Raw genomic sequence first — 16,663 nt, forward strand, 5'->3', positions numbered from 1 at the left:
ACCCGACAGGCAAGGTCTGCGGCGGGTGGTTTCCCGCCACTAATCCCCGCCCCTGAAGGGGAGGGGAAGCGTCAATGTCCGCAACCGGGCAAAACCCTCAAACGCGCATGGGCATCAGCACATAGAGCGCGGGGCTGCGATCATCTTCGCGGATCAGCGTCGGCGCAGCGGCGTCGGCCAGGTGCAGTTCGACCAGATCACTGTCGATCTGGCCCAGGATGTCGAGCAGATAACGCGCGTTGAAACCGATGTCGAAGCCCTCGCCCTGGAAGGCCCCGGGGACTTCCTCGGCTGCCGTGCCGTTTTCCGGGCTGGTGACGGAAAGGGTGATCTTGTCGCGGTCCAGCGTCATCTTGACGGCGCGGGTCTTTTCGGTGGCGATGGTCGCCACGCGGTCCACGCCTTCCTCGAAGCTGCGCGGATCGATCTTCAGCAGCTTGTCGTTGGCGGTCGGGATGACGCGGCTGTAATCAGGGAAGGTGCCATCGATCAGCTTGCTGGTCAGGATGGCGCTGCCCAGGCCGAAGCGGATCTTGCTCGCCGACAGCGAAATCTGCACAGAGCCTTCCACCTCGTCGAGCAGCTTGCGCAGTTCCCCGATGCACTTCCTCGGCACGATGATGCCCGGCATGCCGTCCGCGCCGTCGGGTCGCGGCACGGTGACGCGCGCCAGGCGATGGCCGTCGGTCGCCGCCGCCTTCAGCACGGGCTGTCCCTCGTCCGAAACGTGGAAATAGATGCCGTTCAGATAATAGCGCGTCTCTTCGGTCGAGATGGCGAAGCGCGTCTTGTCGATGATCTGCTTCAGCGTTTCGGCGGGCAGTTCGAAGCTGGTCGGCAGGTCGCCTTCCGCGATCACCGGGAAGTCGTCGCGCGGCAGGGTCGACAGGTTGAAGCGGGCGCGGCCTGCCTGGATCAGCATCTTGCCCTCGGCCGCCTGCAGCGAGACCTGGCTGCCTTCGGGCAGCTTGCGCGCGATGTCGAACAGGGTGTGCGCCGAAATGGTGGTCGCGCCGGGCTGTTCCACCTGGGCGGCGACGCTTTCGACGATCTGGAGGTCGAGGTCGGTCGCCATCAGCTTGATCGCGCCATCGGCCGATGCTTCGATCAGCACGTTGGACAGGATCGGAATCGTGTTGCGCCGCTCGACCACCGACTGGACGTGGCTGAGGCTCTTGAGCAGCGTTGCGCGTTCGATGGTGGCCTTCATGTCCCTGTTCTGTCCGTTTCTTTTCTGCGCAAAGCCCGAACTCGGTCGAATCCGGGCGACAATGATGGATGATCCTTCATAGCCGCTGTGACGGCCCCTGCAAGCGCTGGGTGATCGTTTCGTTTGCCAAAGGGTTGCAAAAGGGAACAGCATGCGCTTTGCCGGGGATGTGAAAGCTCCATGGCCCCTCGCCCTCCCCCTGATGATCATGGCCACGGCCGCGCAGGCGCGGGACTCTCTGGGCGTGTTCGAGGCGTGGGGGGCGTTTCGCGATCCGACCCCATCCCAATCCGGTGGCCCCCGTTGCTATGCGATCGCCATGCCCGTCGCAGCGGGATCGGAGGGCTTTGCGGCGGTCGGGAGCTGGCCGCGCCAATCGGTGCGGGGGCAGGTGCATTTCCGCTTGAGCAGGATGCGAATGGGGGACGCTGCGGTGATTCTGAATGTGGGGGATCGGCGCTTTACGCTGGTGGCGGGGCAGGTGGATGCCTGGGCGCCCGATGCGCGGGCGGATGCGGCAATCATCGCGGCGATGCGCTCCGCCACCAGCATGAGTGTGCAGACGCGGGATGCGCGTGGGCGGGGCTTCGCGGACACCTATGCGTTGCGCGGGGCGGCCACGGCGATCGATGCCGCGGCGCTGGGGTGCGCGCGATTACGGTGAGGGGCGTGCGCCATTCACCGCCCTTCCAAAATCCTCCAAAATCCGCTATGGGCGCGGGCATGCAGACAGCCGCCAACCCCTTGATGCCGATTCCCGGCGCTATCGACCCTGTGCCCGTGCCCCGCGCGGTGACGCCTCGTGAGGATGGGCGCGTCGACCTGATGGGGCTGTCGCGGCCGCAGATCAAGGGCGTGCTGGAGGAATCGGGGCTCGATACCAGGCAGGCGAAACTGCGGTCCAAGCAATTGTTCCACTGGCTCTACCATCGCGGCGAGACCGATTTCGACGCCATGACCGACCTTGCCAAGCCGATGCGCGGCTGGATGGCGGAGCGCTTCGTCATCGGTCGTCCGCAGGTCGTGGAGGCGCAGGTCTCAAGCGACGGCACGCGCAAATGGCTGCTGCGCTCCGACGACGGGCAGGATTATGAGATGGTGTTCATCCCGGACGCGGACCGGGGGACGCTGTGCGTGTCGAGCCAGGTGGGCTGCACGCTCAACTGCCGTTTCTGCCATACGGGCACGATGCGGCTCGTGCGCAACCTGACGCCGGGCGAGATTGTGGGCCAGGTGATGCTGGCGCGCGATGCATTGGGCGAGTGGCCCAAGGGCAGCATGGCGTCCGCCAATGACGATGAAGCCGACGATGCGCCGCAATATACGACCGATGGCCGCATGCTGACCAACATCGTGATGATGGGCATGGGCGAGCCGCTCTATAATTTCGACCATGTGCGCGATGCGCTGAAGGTCGTGATGGACGGCGATGGACTTGCCCTGTCGAAGCGGCGCATCACCCTCTCCACCTCCGGCGTTGTGCCGATGATGGCGCGGGCGGGCGAGGAGATCGGCGTCAACCTCGCCGTGTCGCTGCACGCCGTGACGAAGGATGTGCGCGACGAGCTAGTGCCGCTCAACAGGAAGTTCGGCATCGATCAGCTTTTGCAGGCCTGCGCCGACTATCCGGGGGCGAACAATGCGCGGCGCATCACCTTCGAATATGTCATGATCAAGGACAAGAATGACAGCGACGAGGATGCGCGCGAGCTGGTCCGGCTGCTTCGCCAGTACAAGCTGCCGGCGAAGGTCAATCTGATCCCGTTCAACCCCTGGCCGGGCACGGATTATGAATGTTCGGCGCCCGAGCGGATCAGGCGCTTTTCCGACATCGTGTTCGAAGGCGGGATTTCCGCGCCGGTGCGCACACCGCGCGGGCGGGACATCATGGCCGCCTGCGGCCAGCTCAAGTCCGCTTCCGAGAAGAAAAGCCGGGCGGAGCTGGACCGGCTGGAGGCGGAGAAGCAAGCGGCGCTCGGATAGAGCGGGGCCGATGACCTGCGCCTTTGCGGCGCGAGATGCAAACCCCGCCCGGACGGCGGGGTTTTTCTTGTCGGCCTCGTCCGGGCGGCATGAAAGGATGGATGACAATGACGGACGAAGAGATCGAGCGGATCGCCAGCGGCTTTTGCGCGCGGACGCTGCCCAAGGAGGAGTGGACGCATGGCGCGCATTTCGCGACGGCCCTGTGGCTCATGCTGCGGCGGACGGACATGCTGGCCGAGCGGGACATGCCCGGGATGATCGCGGCCTATAACGAGAGCATGGGCGGCGTGAACAGCGACAGCGCCGGCTATCATGAGACGATTACCATGGCATCGCTGAAGGCGGCGCGGGCAGTGCTGGCGGGCTTGCCGGGCGAACCGTCGCCGGCGGAGGCCTTTGCGGCGCTGATGCGTTCGCCCATGGCCGACAAGGACTGGCTGTTCGCCTATTGGTCGCGCGAGCGGCTGATGTCGACGGAAGCGCGGCGGCGCTGGGTGGAACCGGACCTGACGCCTCTCCCCTGGGCTTAGGGTTTGTGCTGTTTCTGTTGGGCCGTGTTCCTGTGAAGGCAGGAAAAATGGGGCGTATCATTGGAACGGTGTGAGCAAGCATAGGAAAAGGGCGGCCCCAGCCGGGACCGCCCTTTCCTGTTCTATCCGAGAGGAATTAGAAGCGGAAGCCGATGCCGACGACACCGGCATCGCGGCCGCCAAAGTCAGCTTCATATTCGGTGCGCTGATATTCAGCAGAGATGTAGGTGTTGCCGGTCACCGCGAATTCCACGCCGCCTCCGTAACGAACGCCTTCCAGGTTGCCGAAGTCGCCCTCAACCTTGCCTTCGAAGCGGGTGGTGGCATAGCCGACCTTGCCGAAGGCCAGAACGCGCGGAGTAACGACATAACCGAGGCGAATCGAAGCAGCCAGATCGCGGCTCACGTCCGTGCCGAAATTGTCATCGGCAGTGGAATCGCCGAACGACACTTCAGGGCCGAAAGTAATGCGCGGTGCGACAGCCAGATCGTAACCGGTGCTGACGCCATAGCTGAAGCCTTCTTCGCCGCCAACTTTGTCGTAGCCCAGCGTCACGCCGGCGCGCGGGCCGGTGAAGGGCGCGGCGTCCTGAGCGAAAGCGGGAGCGGAAACGGCGGCAGCAGCAAGGGCTGCGAAAATCACAGTCTTCATAAAATCCTCATGTCATCAGAAACGAACAGTCCGGTGATGTGGACTGCCGCTTGTTCTTTTTACGGGGATGACGTTGCGTGTCGTTATTTCATCGTCATTTGGAATACCGAGATAATTCGGTTCATCCCCCCGTCCTGCACGCAGCGACATGCATCGCTGACGGCGCGCATATGTAACGCGATCGTGATTGTTGCAATATGGATATGAACTTTACAAATGTATGATGCTTTTCCGCAACAGTATGAGTTTGCGTGAAAATGGGGCGGCCCCAGCGGGACCGCCCCTTGTCATACCCAGCGGCACCCAACTCAGAAGCGGAAGCCGATCCCCACCACGCCCGCATCGCGGCCGCCGAAATTGTCTTCATATTCGGTCCGCTGATACTCGGCCGAAATATAGGTGCGCGGAGTCACCGAATATTCGAGGCCACCGCCATAGCGCACGCCTTCCAGCGTCTGGTGGTCGCCAGGGACTTCGAAGCGGCTGTTGGCGTATCCGACCTTGCCGAACGCCAGCACCTGCGGCGTCACGACATAGCCAAGGCGCACCGATGCGGCGAGATCGCGGCTCGCATCCACGCCACTGAACTTCGCCGTGGACTCGCTGAGCGAGACTTCCGGACCGAAGGTCACATGCGGGGTGACGGCCAGATCATAGCCGGTCGACACGCCATAGCTGAAGCCGTCGTCGCCCTGAACCTTGTCATAGCCCATGGTAATGCCGGCGCGCGGACCAGTAAAAGGCGCGGCATCCTGAGCAAAGGCAGGAACAGAAACGGTGGCAGCAGCAATCGCTGCGATAATCGCAGTTTTCATGGTATTCCTCATGACTTGTTCGATACCCTGAACCGGGTGAGATCGATTTATGTTCTCAATCGGTTTTTAAAAGAGACTGATCTAATAAATATTTTCATATCATCCCTATTGAACTTACAGGGCATCTATCCATAGGAGCTTCAAAAATCCGGAAACTTTACTCGATCCCGGCAGCGGCGCTTATGGACCCGCAATCTGGCTCCCACATGAACGGGATCATGAAAAATGATTCATGCGCGTAACGGCATCGTCCTTTTTGACGCTGTTGGTGCAAAAGGGTAACAGCAGCCTATGGAGAGCGCCTCATCCGAGCCGATAGCCGCCGAACCGAAGCTGGTGCTGCGCCACAAAGGACCGACGCGCCTGTGGCATTGGCTGAATGCGCTGCTGCTCTACGTGCTGTTCGCCAGCGGGCTTGGCATCTTCAATGCGCATCCCCGGCTTTATTGGGGGCATTATGGCGCGAATCTCGACCGCCCGTGGCTGGTGCTGGAGCGGTTCGGAAGCTGGATCACGCTGCCCGCCCACTATAATCTGGCGATGTCGCGGCACTGGCATCTGAGCGCCGCGCCGATCTTTGCCTTCGCGCTGCTCTTCTACATGGTCTGGAGCCTGTTCGGCGGGCATCTGGCGCGCGACCTGGCCTTCCGGCGCGACGAACTGGCGCCGCGCCATGTCTGGCAGGACATAAAGGACCATGTCCGGCTGCGTTTCCCAACCGGCGAAGCGGCGCTGCGCTACAATATGTTGCAAAAGGCCAGCTATATCGGCGTGATCTTCGTCGCGCTGCCGATCCTGATCCTGACGGGCCTCACCATGTCGCCAGGCATGAACGCGGCATGGCCCTGGCTGGTCGACCTGTTCGGCGGGCGCCAGTCGGCACGCTCGATCCATTTCATCACGGCCTTCATGCTCGTCGCCTTCTTCCTGGTGCATATGCTGATGGTGGTGCTGGCCGGGCCCCTGAACGAAATCCGCTCGATGATCAGCGGACGCTATCGCGTGCCGGAGGCGCGGCGATGAGCCTGATCCTCGACCGTCGGACCCTGGTACTGGGCGCCGCCGCGACGCTGGCGGGATGCGACCGGCTGGCGAAGAACGAGACGGTGCGCGAGGCGCTGTTTTCCGCCGGGAATTTCCACAAATGGGCGCAGCGCAGCCTGATGGCCCGCGACGCGCTGGCGCGGGAATTCCGGCCGGACCAGATTTCTCCCTTCTTCCGCCCCAACGGTACCGCCAATCCGAACACAGCCGAATATAAGGCGCTGTGGCGCAACGGCTTTGCCGACTGGCGGCTGCATGTGACCGGACTGGTGGGACGGCCGCTTTCCCTCTCCTTGGCGCAGCTCCACGCCCTGCCCCATCGGGAGCAGATCACGCGCCACGACTGCGTCGAGGGGTGGAGCGCCATCGGCAAATGGCGCGGCGTGCCGTTGAAGCCGATCCTCGACGCGGCGCGGCTGCGGGACGGGGCGCGGTACATCGTCTTCCACTGCGCCGACGATATGGGCGGCGGGCGCGGCTATTATGAAAGCATCGATCTGGAGGACGCCTTCCACCCGCAGACGATCCTCGCCTTCGCGCTCAACGACGAACCCCTGCGCGTGGCCAATGGCGCGCCGCTCCGGCTGCGGGTGGAGCGGCAACTGGGCTACAAGCAGGCGAAATATCTGATGAAGATTGAAGCGGTTGCGAGTCTTGACGGCATAGGCGGCGGCAAGGGCGGCTATTGGGAGGACCGCGCCGGCTATGACTGGTATGCGGGCATTTGACGGCAGCGGAATGACCTGACAGGGTGGCCCTATGAAATTGTTCGATCGCGTCATCAAGCGGCTGGTCACGCGGGGCCAGCTCAGCATCTATTATCATGACGGCAGGAAGATCACGGTCGGAACCCCCGAACCGGGCTTTCCGTCGCTGGCGCTGAAATTCCACGATGCGCGTGTGCCGTTCGACATCGTCAGGGACCCGCGCCTCGGCATGGCGGAGGCCTTCATCGATGGGCGCGTCGCGATAGAGGGCGGCGGGATCATGGAACTGATCTCGCTCATCCGCATGAACAATGCCTGGGAAACGGGCAAGTCGATCAGCGATCTCGGCTCCGTCAAGCGCGGCTTCAAGGCGATCCGGCGCAAGCTCTGGGCCGCCAATCGCCGGGCGCGGGCGAAGGCCAATGTGGCGCATCATTACGACCTGTCGGGCGCTCTCTACGCCCTCTTCCTCGATCGGGACCGGCAATATAGCTGCGCCTATTTCCCCGATGCCGACAATGAGGCGGGGATCAGCCTGGAACAGGCGCAGGAGGACAAGAAGGCGCATATCGCGGCCAAGCTGCACCTGAAGCCGGGCATGAAGGTGCTCGACATAGGCTGCGGCTGGGGTGGCATGGCGCTGTACCTGCATCGCACCTGCGGCGTCGACGTGACTGGCATCACCCTGTCTGAAGAGCAGCTCAAGGTCGCGCGCCAGCGGGCGCAGGATGCCGGCGTGGCCGACCATGTGCGCTTCGAACTGATCGATTATCGCGACATGGACGGGCCGTTCGACCGCATCGTGTCGGTCGGCATGTTCGAGCATGTCGGGACCAAGGATTACCGCACCTTCTACACCAAGTGCCGCGACCTGCTGACCCCGGACGGGGTGATGCTGGTCCACACCATCGGCCGGGTCGACGGGCCGGGCATCACCGACGCCTTCACCCAGAAATATATCTTCCCCGGCGGCTACATCCCCGCCCTGTCGGAGATGATCCAGGGCAACGAGGGCACCCGCCTGATGGTCACGGATGTCGAGGTGCTGCGCATCCATTACGGCCTTACCATCCGCGAATGGTACAAGCGGACGCTGGCGCACAAGGCGGACATCGTCGCCCTGTACGACGAGCGGTTCTTCCGCCTCTGGACCTTCTATCTGGCCGGTGCGGCCACGGTGTTCGAACATGGCGGCATGGTGAATTACCAGGTCCAATATGTCCGCGACCGCCGCAGCCTGCCGATCACGCGCGACTATATGCTGGAGGCGGAAAGCGCCCTGCGGGGCCGATGATCCATCCATGAATATTGGCTGACGACGCCGTTCCCGGACGGTTCAGTAAGGCCGGTGCATCTTCCCTTCATGACCCCGGCGACGGGCGTGCATGCTGAGGAGAGAAAGACATGAACATCTTGTGGAAGGGCGCTGCCGCCCTGGGCCTGGCGATCACCGCCATGGGGGCGAGCGTGGCCCCTGCACAGGCGCAATATTATGGCGGCTATGGCTATCGCGACGGGTATCGCGGAGACCGTTGGGACGATAGGCGCTGGGACGGCAGGCGCGACTGGCGCCATGACGACCGCCGCTATTGGCGCGGCGACCGGCGCTCCTGGCGCGGGCATTACCGCCAGCGTTGCTGGACCGAATGGCGCTACAATCATTACCGCGACCGGCGCGTGAAGGTTCGGGTCTGCAATTGATCTGACCGCATCGGCTGGTTGATGCCATGCGATCCTCCCTGCGCGCAGCGTGGGGAGGGTGCAGGAGAGGCACCCGCCTCTGTTCGACACCCGCGAAGTGAATGGGGAGGGGAAGCTGCGCGGGTTGCGCCATTTTCCTCTCCACCCGTTTCGCCATCGACTGGCAATTGCGCCCGGCATCCGCTTGCGGCATTTTGACGCGATGACCGATCCCATGCCCGTCATTCAGAGCCTGCTGTCGGGCCTGCCCATCTTCCTGCTGCACCTGGGTTCCGCAACCTTGGCCTGGCTGGCGGCGCTGGCGCTTTATATGTGGATCACGCCGCATGACGAATTCGCACTGATCCGGGCAGGCAATGCTGCCGCGGCGATCTCGCTGGGCGGGGCGGCGATCGGGTTGGCGGTGCCGTTGGGCTTTTGCCTCGCGGGCTCGGTGAATGTCTGGGACATCATGATCTGGGGCAGCGTGACGCTGATCCTGCAACTCATCGCCTTCCGCGTGGTCGATTTCCTGCTGGGCTCGCTGCCGACCCGCATCGAGGCGGACGAACGGTCCGCCGCCATCTTCCTCGCCATGATGAAGGTCGCCATCGCCTGCCTGACCGCCGGCGCGGTCGCGGGTTGAGCCGTGGCGGGCCGGCGCTTCGGCTGTCTGCCCGGCCTGCTCGGCATCATCCTCGCCCTGCTGTGGATCAGCGAGGTCATCAGGCCAACGCCGCTGCATGTCGAGGCTTTCGACCCGCGCTCGCCGCGCCGTCCGATGCCGCAATGGAGCGATGAGAGCTTCGTCATCGAGGAACGGACGGAGGCGCCCGCCGACAGCATGGGCACGACCTTCGCCATCGACCGGGACGGCGCATGGCTGACCGCCGAGCATGTCACCCATGGCTGCACCCGGGTCGGCATAGAGCAGGGCGGCTTCGCCCGCCCCGTGTCGCGCCTGGTGGAAAGCCGGGAAGCGGATGCCGCGCTGGTGCGCGGGGGCGTGGCGAGCGACCACGCCCTGCCGCTGTCGGACCGCATGCCGCCGCCCGGATCGGTCGGCTATCATATGGGCTTTCCGGGCGGACAGCCGACGCTCGTCATATCCGAACTGATCGGCGCCGCCCGCGCCCGGCGCGGCGCAGGCGAGGAGACGCAGCCCGTGCTCGCCTGGGCGGAGCATGCGCGCATTCCGATGGGTGACGGCACGCTGTCGGGCATCAGCGGCGGTCCGGTCTTTGCCGAGGACGGCCATGTCGTCGGCGTCAACAGCGCCGCCACCGACCGGCGCGGACGCATATTGACCACGGCGCCCGATGCCATGATGCGGCTGGTCATCGCCAGCCGGGCGGTGGGGGAACGGCCGGTCGCCTATCCCTTCCTGGATCTGGCCGATGCGCATGCCCGCTTCGAATCCTGGCTGGCGCAGGGGGTGATCCGGCGCATCTTCTGCGATGTCGACGATGGACCGCAGCAGTTGACGGCGGGCAGGCCTAAGGGCTAGGTCGCGCCAGATTGACAGGATTTGGACCATCATGAGCGATACGCCCCCCGACCGCCTTTCCACCAACCCGAAGAGCCCCTTTTTCGACATGGACGTGCTCCAGCGGGGCATCGGCATCCGCTTCAAGGACCGCGTCCGCAACGATGTCGAGGAATATTGCATTTCCGAAGGATGGATTCGCGTGGCGGCGGGCAAGACCCGCGACCGCCACGGCCAGCCGCTGACGATCAAGCTCTCCGGGCCGGTCGAGGCGTGGTTCGAGAATGCGGACGAGGGCGCCGGGGAAGCAGCGGACAAGGCGGAATAGGGTTTCGCCTGCGCTGAAGAAAAAAGGGCGCCGCCTCGCCAGAGGGCCGCGCCCTTTAATTCAGCCGCGTTCCGATGAGACGAGAGGCTCATGAGAGCCCGTTCGGACGCCGTGTTTTCAGGATAGCCGGGACCGGGTTGCTGCCCGCGCGGGAGCATCGGGCCGCTTCAACGCAGCGCCGCGTCTCGCTTCACGTCCGCGATGATGTCGCGCAGCGAACGGGCGGAAGGCGCCGCATCGGCATAGCGGATGGCACGCAGGTCGACCGCCAGCCGCGGCTGGGCAGCGGACCTGCGCAACGGAGCGCTATCCTCCTCCGGATCGTCCTTGGTCACCGTCATGCTGGCGAAGCGCGTGCTGACGCCCAGCGCCGGATCGGTCCGGAACTCGCGCAATTGCGGCTTGTCGGGATAGATGAAGCCGAAGGTCGGGTTGCTGCGCGCGCCCATCCGGTTGGTCGGGCTGTGCCAGACGCGCACCTCGCTCCAGTCGCCTTCTTCGGATACGTCGACTGCGAGAACATCCTCCTCGATCGCGCCGGGCACCGACCAGTTGGCATGCCGGATCAGCACGCGCCGGTCGTCCAGCACCCTGCTGACCACCGCGACATGGCCCAGCACCATCGGGCCGACGGGACGGAAGGCCAGCACCGCTCCCCTGCGGGGCGCATGCCCGCGCTTATAATGGTTTTCCGCCTGGTCCCACCAGGTCAGCGCGTCGCCATAGATCTGGACGCCCGACACGGTGCGCGCATAGGGCACGCATTGCAGCACGGTCGCGCCCAGCACAGGCGTCGTTGTCAGGCCAGCCAGCAGCAAGGCCGCCCAGCGCATCATTCCCACTTTCATGCGACCCCAAAAGTCTCAGAATCGCCCCACCGCCGACGAAATTAGGCGGCGGCCATTAGGAAATGGTTAAAATGTCAGAAAGCACCCCGCGCGGCGTCGGAGCCTGCCGTCGCGCGATCCGCCATGGCGATCTGCACCGGAGCGTCGCTCGCCTTGTGCGCGTAGATGAAGCCTTTGGCGGGGTTCGGCCGCAGACCCAGATCCCCGATCGGGCCATACCAGACGCGCACATCGGTCCAGTCATTGTTCGGGGACACGTCGATGGCGCGGACATTGCGCTCTACGCCGCCGCGATAGGACCAGTTGGCATGGGTCAACAGCACTTCGCGTTCGCTGACCACCTTGCTGACCATGGCGACATGGCCGACCGGCATCGAACGGCTCGCCGAGAAGGCAAGGACGGCGCCGACACGGGGTTCATGGCCGCGTTCATAGCGGCCATCGGCCTGACCCCACCAGGTGTTGGCATTGCCATATAGCTCGATACCGGAAACCTGCCGGGCGAAGGGCGCGCACTGGAGGACGCCGGCAGCGGCCGGGGTCGTGATCAGGGCACCGAGTGCAAGCGTTGCCGCTGCGACAATAGCGCGAAAACCACCGATCATAGGAATGCGACCCCCGACTATTTGAACGACTTAACCCCGTGCCATGCTTTAGGGCAGACGCCGGACGCGTTGAAAAGCAGCCAGCGACGAGTCGTTGTTGCGGCGCGTCAATCTGCGGAACGAAAGACGTGCCCCGCCGTTACGCAAAACCGGCTGGCCACAGGCAAGCCGTTGAAAAGTGCGGATTCCGTCCCCGTCATCCAGACCTGGCCGCCGGTTTCCCGCAGCCGGTCGAACAGCGCGGCCCGCCGCGACGGGTCGAGATGCGCCGCCACTTCGTCGAGCAGCAGCACCGGCGGCTGGCCGCGATGAGCCGCCACCAGAGCCGCATGGGCGAGGAGGATGGAGAGCAGCAGCGCCTTCTGCTCGCCGGTCGAACAGAGCGCAGCAGCCTGCGCCTTGGCGGCGTGAACGACGGCAAGGTCCTGCCGGTGCGGGCCGGACAAGGTGCGACCGGCAGCGGCATCGCGGCGGCGTTCGCGGGCCAGGCGAAGCCCCAGGGGCTCGTCGCCCTCCCCCTCCCCCTCGATCGCCAGCAGCGGACGGGCGAAGGGATGGTCGGGCTGGTCCTCCAGCGCGGCCTGCAAGCGGCCGACCAGATCGGCGCGCGCGACGGCAAGCGCCGCGCCATGCTCGTCCATCTGCGTTTCAAGCGCGCTCAGCCAGGAAGGATCGGCGGCGGACAGATCGTTAAGCAGCCGGTTGCGCGCCCGCATCGCCGCCTCGTAGCGGGCGCTGTGCGCGGCATGGGCGGGGTGAAGCGCCAGCGTCAGCCGGTCCAGGAAACGACGCCGCCCGCCGGGACTGTCCATGAACAGCCGGTCCATGGCCGGCGTCAACCACACGATGGACAGATGATCCGCCAGCGCATTGGCGGAGGAGGCGACGCCCCCGATCCGCACCTGACGCCGGTCGGGGGCCGAAGCGAGAACCCCTGTACCCAGCATCACGCCGTCCACTTCCGCCGCTATGCCGAAACCGCCCGCCCCGTCCTGCCGGACCATGTCGCGCAGGGCCGCGCCGCGCAGGCCGCGTCCCGGCGCCAACATCGACACGGCTTCCAATATGTTGGTCTTGCCCGCGCCATTATCCCCGGTCAGCACGATGAAACTGTGATCGGGCATGATCAGTGCATCCGCATGATTGCGGAAATCGCTCAAGGTAAGACGGCCGATCATGAGGCGGCTCTAACCAGTGCGGCGGCTTTGGGAAAGCTTGGAGTAAGCATTCCGCGCTCCTCCGCAGGCAGGAACCCAATTCTGCCGCCCGATCCCGTTTCCCGCCTTCGCAGGAACAGGCCGAAGATCAACTACACCGCTTCCGCGTCACCGCCCGGCCGTCGTCGATCACCGTCAACTCCCGCCCGCTGGCCGAGGGCCGCAATTCCAGCTTCCTGTTCCAGCTCTGCCCTTCGCCGGTGAAGGCCGCGTCGATGCGGATGCGGCCGTCTGGGCCGTGTGACACGCCGGTCGCCTTCCCCTCGCTCTCCAGAAAGACCAGGCTGGTCGGCGTGATCGTCAGCTCCAGCTCGGTCGCGCGGTCGGCACAGCTTTCGTCCAGGCCCGTCCATCGCCCCTGCACGCTGGCGGGGATGGTCGACCCCACCGGCACGGGCTTGGATGGAATCTCCGGCGCGGGTTCAGCGGTCTGGATACCGTTCGCGCCTTCCGGCACCTGCTGCACTTCGTTCATCGCTTCGTCGACGATATTGGTGGCTATCCCGGGCTGATCGCCCGGCTTGTCGCCGCACGCCGCAAGGACGAGCAGCGGCAGGAGAATCATCGCGCGCATGGGAGGAAAACCGGCATTCGGCCAATGGGTTCCGGCCAGCGCGCGTTCCTGCTTCATCCCTGCCACACTCCTTCTCGGCCACTTCTCAGCCACGGCTTATGCCATGGCGCGCCGGAAAGGGGCTGACTTTTCTTCCCCCGCGATCCGGCTGGGCCACTGGCGGACTTGCGCGCGGCGAACGTTGCAGTCATCACCATGGCCGAAGGGATGGACTATCGGAAGCCCCCCACCGCCTGAATGAAGAGGAAGCCGATGATGAGAAGCCTGAAGATCGCTCTCGCCCTTGCCGCTGCCGCCGTCGGTTCGCAGGCCGCCATGGCGGCGCTGGCCGTCGGGGCCAAGGCGCCCGACTTCACCACCCGCGGCGCGCTGGCGGGGAAGACCTTCACCCTGACCCTGTCGCACCAGTTGAAGCGCGGGCCGGTGGTGCTTTATTTCTTCCCCAAGGCGTTCACCCCCGGCTGCTCCGCCGAAGCGCGGGAATTCGCCGAACATATCGAGGATTTCAGGAAGGCTGGCGCGACCGTGATCGGCATGTCGGCCGATCCGGTGGACGATCTGGTCGCCTTCTCCACCAAGGAATGCGCGGGCAAGTTCGCCGTGGCGTCGGCTGGTCCCAACATCGTGTCGGGCTATGACGTGGCGCTGAAGATGCGGCCGGGCATGACCGACCGCACTTCCTATGTCATCGCGCCCAGCGGCCGCATCGCCTTCGTCCATAGCGAGATGAACTATGCCGGCCATGTGAAGAGCACGCTCGCCGCCGTCGAGGCGATGAAGCAGAAATAAGGGCAGCCGCCGCCCTGCAAAGCCGTCATGCCGAACTTGCTTCAGCATGGCGGTAAAGAATGAACATATGGCAAGGGCGCCGCTTTCAGCTCAGCCCAAGCCGAACGATCCCTATCGCTTCACATATTTGCCGAACCAGCCGAGCGTCGCGTCCCACGCGGCCTTGGCGGCGGCTTCGTTGTAGCTGGGGCGATAGTCGGCCATGAAGCCATGGTCGGCGCCAGGGTAGACGGTGATCGCGTCCGGCGGCGACTTGCCCGCGATCTTCAGCGCTGCCTGCATCTTCTCGACGTCAGCCACCGGAATGCCCTTGTCCAGCGCGCCATATTGGCCAAGCACCGGGGCCTTGAGCCGGTTCACCTGCTCGATGACGCTCAGCGGCTGCAATTCGGTCTTGTCGCTGACCAGCCGGCCGTAAAATGCGACGCCCGCGTCCAGTTCCCCGCTGTGGGCGGCGTAGAGCCACACGACCCGCCCGCCCCAGCAAAAGCCGGTGATGCCGCGCCGCCTGCCGTCCCCGCCATGGCTGCCCGCCCAGGCATAGGTGGCGTCGATGTCCTTCAACACCTGCTCGTCGGAGGCCTTGGACACGATGGTGCCGACCAGTTGCCTGAAATCAGTCACCTTGGTCGCATCGCCATGGCGCGCGAACAGGTCGGGAGCGATGGCGTAATAACCCGCCTTTGCAAAGCGGCGGCAGATATCGCGGATCCATTCATGCACGCCGAAAATCTCATGCACCACGACGATGACGGGCGCAGCCTTGCCGGCGGCGGGACGAGCGACGAAAGCAGGCATGGCAAAGCCGTCGCTCGCCCCGATCGAGACGCTTTCTTCCTTCAACCCTTCGCCGGAGGTCTGGACCGCGCTGCTGGACACAGGCCGGCAGGCTGCGGCGAAGCCCGCAGCGAACGCCCCGCCCACCAGCAGCTTGCGCCGGTCGAGGCCGGTCGAACCGATCCAGTTGCTGTCTTCGGGCAAACGTTCCGGCTGATCCCGTTCATCGGTCATGCGCGTCTCTCCTCAAGCCATGGCGGGAGAGCCTAGAGCATCATGCAGAAAAGTGGGAACCGGTTTTCTGCATGATGCCCAGGCTTTTGTTTTGCTGCGTTTTCCGAGCCAGCAGATCATTCTATCCGCCCGGAAAACGCTCCAGCCGCGCCCGGGCCTCGCGCAAGCCATTCTCAACTCAGGAAATCACCGCTCTCGATCCGTTCCAGCCCGACGACGTCGCGATTGTAGATATAGGTCCATGCCTCCACCGGCCCATGTTCGCCCAGGACGATCAGCCGTTCGCGACGATATTCATGCGGCTGGGGGAAGTGGGCAGCGCATTCCTCATAATCGTCGAGCGCGGCAAGCACCGCCTCCGGATCGGGGAGCGCGAACAGGTCGCCCGTCACGTCACCGGTCCCGCCAGGCACGAAGCCCGGATAGGCCGCCACGCGATAAAGCGCGCCTTGCGCGACGGCTGGGCCGACAGGACGGGCCGCATCGCCCAACCAGCGGGCCATCGGTTCGTCGCAACCGGGCCGGAGCGTGCCGTAGACGAAGAGAAGCGGCCCCTTCAGACGATCACCCTGCAAATATTCCCGACTTGCAGGAAATTTGCCCAATTAGCGGAAAATTTCCCGCCCAAAAATGAGGAATGGGCCGCGAAAATGCCTGAAAATCGGGTCGAAATCGAAATTGGCACGGCTCCTGCAATCTTCCTTGCATCACGGCCGGACTGTCCGGCCAAGCACAAATCAGGGAGTATATCATGTTCGCCAAGCTTCAAAACGCCGCCTTTGCCCTTACCGGCGCCCTGCTGGTTTCCGCGCTCTTCATCGGCGCCGCCGTTCCGATCGCGCCGATCGCCTGATCCCGCCATATCTCTTCAAGAAGGCCAGATTCATGAACAACAGCTTCACCCTCGACCGCCGCAATGGAAAGATCATGGGCGTGTGCGCCGGGCTTTCCAACCGCACCGGCCTGGATGTCACGCTGATCCGGATTGCGCTCGTGCTGCTGACGCTGTGCGCCCTGGGTCCGGTCGGCCTCGTCGCTTATCTGCTGGCGGGCTGGCTGGCGGAGGGTTGATCAAGTCCCGCGATAATGAAAGAGCCGCCCATGGCAATATCCAGGGCGGCTCTTCCGATGTCCATCAAGGACTCTTTGGATCGGGTCATGTTGCGCTCAGGCAAACAGCA

General features: G+C 64.5%; 21 protein-coding genes. 12 read left to right on the forward strand and 9 right to left on the reverse strand.

Annotated features, from left to right (window positions below):
- Positions 1–97: 97 nt before the first annotated feature.
- Positions 98–1,210 (reverse strand): DNA polymerase III subunit beta, encoded by a 1,113-nt coding sequence (gene dnaN / locus TZ53_RS02705; protein WP_044660341.1) that lies wholly within the window; start codon positions 1,208–1,210, stop codon positions 98–100.
- 202 nt (positions 1,211–1,412) lie between these two features.
- Here dnaN and TZ53_RS02710 point away from each other — a divergent pair, with 202 nt between their 5' ends.
- The 3 genes from TZ53_RS02710 to TZ53_RS02720 all read left to right on the forward strand — a co-directional run bounded on the left by TZ53_RS02710 (position 1,413) and on the right by TZ53_RS02720 (position 3,726).
- Positions 1,413–1,874: a hypothetical protein gene (locus tag TZ53_RS02710; RefSeq protein WP_037482915.1), complete on the forward strand. Its 462-nt coding sequence runs from the start codon at positions 1,413–1,415 to the stop codon at positions 1,872–1,874.
- Positions 1,875–1,933: 59 nt separating this feature from the next.
- Positions 1,934–3,193 (forward strand): 23S rRNA (adenine(2503)-C(2))-methyltransferase RlmN, encoded by a 1,260-nt coding sequence (gene rlmN / locus TZ53_RS02715; RefSeq protein WP_044662811.1) that lies wholly within the window; start codon positions 1,934–1,936, stop codon positions 3,191–3,193.
- Positions 3,194–3,300: 107 nt separating this feature from the next.
- Positions 3,301–3,726, forward strand: a complete 426-nt coding sequence (locus TZ53_RS02720) for a hypothetical protein (protein WP_025549671.1) — start codon at positions 3,301–3,303, stop codon at positions 3,724–3,726.
- Between the two features lie 136 nt (positions 3,727–3,862).
- Here TZ53_RS02720 and TZ53_RS02725 read toward each other — a convergent pair whose 3' ends face one another.
- Both TZ53_RS02725 and TZ53_RS02730 read right to left on the reverse strand, forming a co-directional pair.
- Positions 3,863–4,378, reverse strand: coding sequence for an outer membrane protein (locus tag TZ53_RS02725; protein ID WP_044660343.1), 516 nt, complete (start codon positions 4,376–4,378; stop codon positions 3,863–3,865).
- Between the two features lie 308 nt (positions 4,379–4,686).
- Entirely contained in the window at positions 4,687–5,193 is a 507-nt protein-coding gene (locus tag TZ53_RS02730) for a porin family protein (protein ID WP_044660344.1), read from the reverse strand.
- 291 nt (positions 5,194–5,484) lie between these two features.
- Here TZ53_RS02730 and TZ53_RS02735 point away from each other — a divergent pair, with 291 nt between their 5' ends.
- The 7 genes from TZ53_RS02735 (at position 5,485) to TZ53_RS02765 (ending at position 10,438) form a co-directional block, all read left to right on the forward strand.
- Positions 5,485–6,216 carry a cytochrome b/b6 domain-containing protein gene (locus TZ53_RS02735; RefSeq protein ID WP_044660345.1) on the forward strand — a complete coding sequence of 244 codons (732 nt, stop codon included), beginning with the start codon at positions 5,485–5,487 and terminating at the stop codon, positions 6,214–6,216.
- The gene (locus tag TZ53_RS02740) at positions 6,213–6,965 is read left to right on the forward strand and encodes a molybdopterin-dependent oxidoreductase (protein WP_044660346.1); all 753 of its coding nucleotides are present in this window, start codon (positions 6,213–6,215) and stop codon (positions 6,963–6,965) included. The genes TZ53_RS02735 and TZ53_RS02740 overlap by 4 nt, the downstream gene beginning before the upstream one ends.
- Positions 6,966–6,996: 31 nt before the next feature.
- Positions 6,997–8,238: an SAM-dependent methyltransferase gene (locus tag TZ53_RS02745; RefSeq protein WP_044660347.1), complete on the forward strand. Its 1,242-nt coding sequence runs from the start codon at positions 6,997–6,999 to the stop codon at positions 8,236–8,238.
- Positions 8,239–8,348: 110 nt separating this feature from the next.
- The gene (locus tag TZ53_RS02750) at positions 8,349–8,645 is read left to right on the forward strand and encodes a hypothetical protein (RefSeq protein WP_044660348.1); all 297 of its coding nucleotides are present in this window, start codon (positions 8,349–8,351) and stop codon (positions 8,643–8,645) included.
- Between the two features lie 202 nt (positions 8,646–8,847).
- Positions 8,848–9,270: a DUF350 domain-containing protein gene (locus TZ53_RS02755; RefSeq protein ID WP_025549678.1), complete on the forward strand. Its 423-nt coding sequence runs from the start codon at positions 8,848–8,850 to the stop codon at positions 9,268–9,270.
- Positions 9,271–9,273: 3 nt separating this feature from the next.
- On the forward strand, positions 9,274–10,131 hold the full coding sequence (locus tag TZ53_RS02760) for a S1 family peptidase (protein ID WP_025549679.1): 858 nt from the start codon (positions 9,274–9,276) through the stop codon (positions 10,129–10,131).
- Positions 10,132–10,162: 31 nt separating this feature from the next.
- The gene (locus TZ53_RS02765; protein ID WP_025549680.1) at positions 10,163–10,438 is read left to right on the forward strand and encodes a DUF3297 family protein; all 276 of its coding nucleotides are present in this window, start codon (positions 10,163–10,165) and stop codon (positions 10,436–10,438) included.
- 167 nt (positions 10,439–10,605) lie between these two features.
- Here the strand turns inward: TZ53_RS02765 and TZ53_RS02770 are convergent, their stop codons facing one another.
- From TZ53_RS02770 to TZ53_RS02785, 4 genes are all read right to left on the reverse strand, one after another.
- Positions 10,606–11,274, reverse strand: a complete 669-nt coding sequence (locus TZ53_RS02770; protein ID WP_044660349.1) for a CHAP domain-containing protein — start codon at positions 11,272–11,274, stop codon at positions 10,606–10,608.
- 86 nt (positions 11,275–11,360) lie between these two features.
- Positions 11,361–11,891 carry a CHAP domain-containing protein gene (locus TZ53_RS02775; protein WP_025549682.1) on the reverse strand — a complete coding sequence of 177 codons (531 nt, stop codon included), beginning with the start codon at positions 11,889–11,891 and terminating at the stop codon, positions 11,361–11,363.
- A gap of 107 nt (positions 11,892–11,998) precedes the next feature.
- Positions 11,999–13,069 (reverse strand): DNA replication/repair protein RecF, encoded by a 1,071-nt coding sequence (gene recF / locus TZ53_RS02780; protein ID WP_044660350.1) that lies wholly within the window; start codon positions 13,067–13,069, stop codon positions 11,999–12,001.
- A 127-nt stretch (positions 13,070–13,196) separates the two neighbouring features.
- Positions 13,197–13,739: a hypothetical protein gene (locus tag TZ53_RS02785; RefSeq protein ID WP_044660351.1), complete on the reverse strand. Its 543-nt coding sequence runs from the start codon at positions 13,737–13,739 to the stop codon at positions 13,197–13,199.
- A 195-nt stretch (positions 13,740–13,934) separates the two neighbouring features.
- Between TZ53_RS02785 and TZ53_RS02790 the strand changes: the two genes are divergently transcribed.
- Positions 13,935–14,471, forward strand: a complete 537-nt coding sequence (locus TZ53_RS02790) for a peroxiredoxin (protein WP_371873047.1) — start codon at positions 13,935–13,937, stop codon at positions 14,469–14,471.
- A 111-nt stretch (positions 14,472–14,582) separates the two neighbouring features.
- Here TZ53_RS02790 and TZ53_RS02795 read toward each other — a convergent pair whose 3' ends face one another.
- Entirely contained in the window at positions 14,583–15,482 is a 900-nt protein-coding gene (locus TZ53_RS02795; RefSeq protein ID WP_044660352.1) for a dienelactone hydrolase family protein, read from the reverse strand.
- Positions 15,483–15,655: 173 nt separating this feature from the next.
- Positions 15,656–15,985 (reverse strand): gamma-glutamylcyclotransferase family protein, encoded by a 330-nt coding sequence (locus TZ53_RS02800; protein WP_229742435.1) that lies wholly within the window; start codon positions 15,983–15,985, stop codon positions 15,656–15,658.
- Positions 15,986–16,367: 382 nt separating this feature from the next.
- Here TZ53_RS02800 and TZ53_RS02805 point away from each other — a divergent pair, with 382 nt between their 5' ends.
- Positions 16,368–16,553, forward strand: coding sequence for a PspC domain-containing protein (locus tag TZ53_RS02805; protein ID WP_044660354.1), 186 nt, complete (start codon positions 16,368–16,370; stop codon positions 16,551–16,553).
- Positions 16,554–16,663 lie beyond the last annotated feature (110 nt).

This window comes from Sphingobium sp. YBL2 (assembly GCF_000943805.1).
Lineage (GTDB): Bacteria > Pseudomonadota > Alphaproteobacteria > Sphingomonadales > Sphingomonadaceae > Sphingobium > Sphingobium fuliginis.

Coding starts and splice junctions, on each gene's coding strand:
- dnaN (WP_044660341.1), bottom strand. CDS start 1,210: ATGAAGGCCACCATCGAACGCGCAACGCTGCTCAAGAGCCTCAGCCAC.
- TZ53_RS02710 (WP_037482915.1), top strand. CDS start 1,413: ATGATCATGGCCACGGCCGCGCAGGCGCGGGACTCTCTGGGCGTGTTC.
- rlmN (WP_044662811.1), top strand. CDS start 1,934: ATGCAGACAGCCGCCAACCCCTTGATGCCGATTCCCGGCGCTATCGAC.
- TZ53_RS02720 (WP_025549671.1), top strand. CDS start 3,301: ATGACGGACGAAGAGATCGAGCGGATCGCCAGCGGCTTTTGCGCGCGG.
- TZ53_RS02725 (WP_044660343.1), bottom strand. CDS start 4,378: ATGAAGACTGTGATTTTCGCAGCCCTTGCTGCTGCCGCCGTTTCCGCT.
- TZ53_RS02730 (WP_044660344.1), bottom strand. CDS start 5,193: ATGAAAACTGCGATTATCGCAGCGATTGCTGCTGCCACCGTTTCTGTT.
- TZ53_RS02735 (WP_044660345.1), top strand. CDS start 5,485: ATGGAGAGCGCCTCATCCGAGCCGATAGCCGCCGAACCGAAGCTGGTG.
- TZ53_RS02740 (WP_044660346.1), top strand. CDS start 6,213: ATGAGCCTGATCCTCGACCGTCGGACCCTGGTACTGGGCGCCGCCGCG.
- TZ53_RS02745 (WP_044660347.1), top strand. CDS start 6,997: ATGAAATTGTTCGATCGCGTCATCAAGCGGCTGGTCACGCGGGGCCAG.
- TZ53_RS02750 (WP_044660348.1), top strand. CDS start 8,349: ATGAACATCTTGTGGAAGGGCGCTGCCGCCCTGGGCCTGGCGATCACC.
- TZ53_RS02755 (WP_025549678.1), top strand. CDS start 8,848: ATGACCGATCCCATGCCCGTCATTCAGAGCCTGCTGTCGGGCCTGCCC.
- TZ53_RS02765 (WP_025549680.1), top strand. CDS start 10,163: ATGAGCGATACGCCCCCCGACCGCCTTTCCACCAACCCGAAGAGCCCC.
- TZ53_RS02770 (WP_044660349.1), bottom strand. CDS start 11,274: ATGATGCGCTGGGCGGCCTTGCTGCTGGCTGGCCTGACAACGACGCCT.
- TZ53_RS02775 (WP_025549682.1), bottom strand. CDS start 11,891: ATGATCGGTGGTTTTCGCGCTATTGTCGCAGCGGCAACGCTTGCACTC.
- recF (WP_044660350.1), bottom strand. CDS start 13,069: ATGATCGGCCGTCTTACCTTGAGCGATTTCCGCAATCATGCGGATGCA.
- TZ53_RS02785 (WP_044660351.1), bottom strand. CDS start 13,739: ATGAAGCAGGAACGCGCGCTGGCCGGAACCCATTGGCCGAATGCCGGT.
- TZ53_RS02790 (WP_371873047.1), top strand. CDS start 13,935: ATGATGAGAAGCCTGAAGATCGCTCTCGCCCTTGCCGCTGCCGCCGTC.
- TZ53_RS02795 (WP_044660352.1), bottom strand. CDS start 15,482: ATGACCGATGAACGGGATCAGCCGGAACGTTTGCCCGAAGACAGCAAC.
- TZ53_RS02800 (WP_229742435.1), bottom strand. CDS start 15,985: ATGGCCCGCTGGTTGGGCGATGCGGCCCGTCCTGTCGGCCCAGCCGTC.
- TZ53_RS02805 (WP_044660354.1), top strand. CDS start 16,368: ATGAACAACAGCTTCACCCTCGACCGCCGCAATGGAAAGATCATGGGC.